Origin of the sequence: Arthrospira sp. PCC 8006, assembly GCF_046480465.1 — a bacterium.
Taxonomy (GTDB): Bacteria; Cyanobacteriota; Cyanobacteriia; order Cyanobacteriales; family Microcoleaceae; genus Limnospira; species Limnospira platensis.
The window spans coordinates 1-2617 of sequence record NZ_PKGG01000384.1 but is presented as its reverse complement, the minus strand read 5'-3'; the positions used below and the strand labels follow the sequence as shown (position 1 = coordinate 2617).

The following is a 2617-nucleotide window of genomic DNA, read 5'->3' as shown; positions in this document are numbered from 1 at the left end:
CAAATCGTTGGGACATATAAACAGTTGTAGGGATGGTCAGAGGCGAGTCTCTTGTATTCAATCGAGGGGCTGAAATCCTTACCAGGCGGTTATTTCGAGCATTACAGCTCTATTTCATGCCTGAACGCCTCGCACCATAACCTTAACCATCAGTAGGGTGTGTCAGACTCCGAGAATTGAAATCAACAGGGGATAATTGATTTCTGACGCACCATAACCTTAACCATCAGTAGGGTGTGTCAGACTCCGAGAATTGAAATCAACAGGGGATAATTGATTTCTGACGCACCATAACCGATAATTGATTGTTGGTAGAGCATCATAATTATTTCTGGGAACTCATATACTCGAAATGGTGCGTCAGCCGAGCATTATTCCTGGGGATTTATATACCCTGGTTCTGACGCACCCTAMCGTAGKCRTGAGCCGGTGTGGGAACTTGTATACTCGAAATGGTGCGTCAGCCGAGCATTATTCCTGGGGATTTATATACCCTGGTTCTGACGCACCCTACCGTAGGCGTGAGCCGGTGTGGGAACTTGTATACTCGAAATGGTGCGTCAGCCGAGCATTATTCCTGGGGATTTATATACCCTGGTTCTGACGCACCCTACCGTAGGCGTGAGCCGGTGTGGGAACTTGTATACTCGAAATGGTGCGTCAGCCGAGCATTATTCCTGGGGATTTATATACCCTGGTTCTGACGCACCCTACCAGGCGATCGCACCCGATCGCCTGGTAGGATATTAACTATCTGTAATTGGTAAATTGTAGTGCTACGGGGAAATCTTCCTGCTTGAGATATCTAATTATCTCCTGTAAATCATCTTTAGACTTACTAGAAACCCGCACCGCATCACCTTGGATAGAAGCCTGAGATTTTTTGAAATTATCTTTAATAATCTTGGTAATCTGTTTAGCCACATCCTTGCTAATCCCTTTTTTCAGGGTAATTTCTTGGCGGACTCGGTTTCCACTAGCTGACTCAACCTTTCCATAATCAAAAATTTTGAGGGATAGATTACGTTTAGCAGCCTTAGTTTGCATAATCGTATGGACCGCATCAAGAGTAAACTCGCTGTCGGTATTGACAACAATTACCTCATCACCAAGTTCTAGGGTAGTGTTAGTATCTTTCAAATCGTAGCGACTAATAATTTCTCGTTTGGCTTGGTCTAGTGCATTGACCAATTCTTGACGGTCGAAATCGCTGACAATATCGAAAGAAGATGTTGAAGCCATAAGCCTTCGTTGCTATGTAATGTTCTACTGATTTCTTAGGACAAGGATTCTAACCCCAAACATCCAAATATGCAACAATTTTGATAAAAAGCCGTCCCCAGCTAGGCTAAAGGACGGGTCTTTGTATCCAATTTTTCGGTAACAGCAGTCTGATTTTGGCATTGAACAGCAAATCAGGCCTTATGGGGTGAGATAGCTTATATCTCTGAGAACTTGCCCCAATAGATCTATACCAACTAAGTGCCACTGGCAACCTCTGGCTTCAATCCAAATAGAACAAAGTTACCACCTTCCGCTGATTTTCGGCTTCTTCACAGGTCCTCAGCAAAGTATCACTGTCATGAAAAGCAAAACATATCAACTGCTGACACCGGGAAATAATTTCCTGATTGCAGGAGGAACTAGCTTCGGCCAATGATAAGGTATCTCCAGAGGGATTTTCGACCAAATGGATGACCTGTTCTAGCTGTGACCGTGACTCGCGAGGCTGACGTTCGAGACTTTGAGGTAGAATGACTGTTAAAAGATTAGGATCAGCCCGCATTGCCCCTCTAATGGCGGCTGAGTTAGTCCCGGTTGCACCGGAGGTAATCAGATGGTTTCCCCCCAAAACTAGGGCATAACTCATCATCTCAATCAAATTCTGATGGGTTAAGGGAATATGGCGGGAACCGAGTAAGGCAATGCGCTTGGAGCCGGTTTGCTGAATGGCTGCAAGTTCTTCTAAAAATTCATCTACTCTGGGCAAATTGATGGACTGACTCAAGGATACTCTTATATATTTACCAAGAATTAGGGGTCGAGATAGACCTCACGGTCTACCCCTCCCATTCAGAACCGGACGTGAGACTTTCACCTCATCCGGCTCCTAGTCTGATTGTTCCATTGTTAAGGATACAGCTTTGGCGTTGTTTTTGTCAAGCGCCGTTTTATTATCGTGACAGTGACGGTGCAATAATTGAAGATTCTTGTATTCATCCTTTCCACCTAAGTTTCGAGGTACAATGTGGTCTACTTCAACTAAATCTGATGGTGCAAAATACTGTCCACACCAGGAACACCTGCCTTTTTGCTTTTTGAGTAGTTTCGCTACCCTTGTTGGCGTATCGATTGCTTGTCCTTTTCTGGTTGCCCAATAAGTCCAATTTCCGTCGTATGGTGTCGCTTCTGGGCGTACTAGGGTATGTCTGGCAATTGGGGTCCAATTATGTTTCCACAATTGGAGTCCCTCTTTAGTTTTAAACAACCAAGTTTCATGCCTTTCTTTTCCGTTGCTAAGTTTAACCCTTTCCTGCTGGAAGTAGTTCCTTAACTTTTCATGATTCGCCTTTCCGCATCTTGATACTGTCCATGCCCTTAGCATCTTCCAGACTAT

At 44.4% G+C, this 2617-nt stretch carries 4 protein-coding genes; 1 reads left to right on the top strand and 3 read right to left on the bottom strand.

Annotated features, from left to right (window positions below):
- The first annotated feature begins 531 nt into the window (after window positions 1-531).
- Complete coding sequence (locus B9T16_RS27695) at window positions 532-750, top strand: hypothetical protein (protein WP_152088781.1); 219 nt, start codon at window positions 532-534, stop codon at window positions 748-750.
- On the opposite strand, the gene B9T16_RS27690 is transcribed toward B9T16_RS27695, so the two are convergent.
- The 3 genes from B9T16_RS27690 to B9T16_RS27680 form a co-directional block, all read right to left on the bottom strand.
- The gene (locus B9T16_RS27690; protein WP_006615946.1) at window positions 751-1242 is read right to left on the bottom strand and encodes a YajQ family cyclic di-GMP-binding protein; all 492 of its coding nucleotides are present in this window, start codon (window positions 1240-1242) and stop codon (window positions 751-753) included.
- 262 nt (window positions 1243-1504) lie between these two features.
- Window positions 1505-2008, bottom strand: coding sequence for a hypothetical protein (locus B9T16_RS27685; RefSeq protein ID WP_006615945.1), 504 nt, complete (start codon window positions 2006-2008; stop codon window positions 1505-1507).
- 102 nt (window positions 2009-2110) lie between these two features.
- Window positions 2111-2617, bottom strand: a 507-nt coding sequence (locus B9T16_RS27680) for an HNH endonuclease (RefSeq protein WP_410246289.1), incomplete at its 5' end; no start/stop codon positions are given.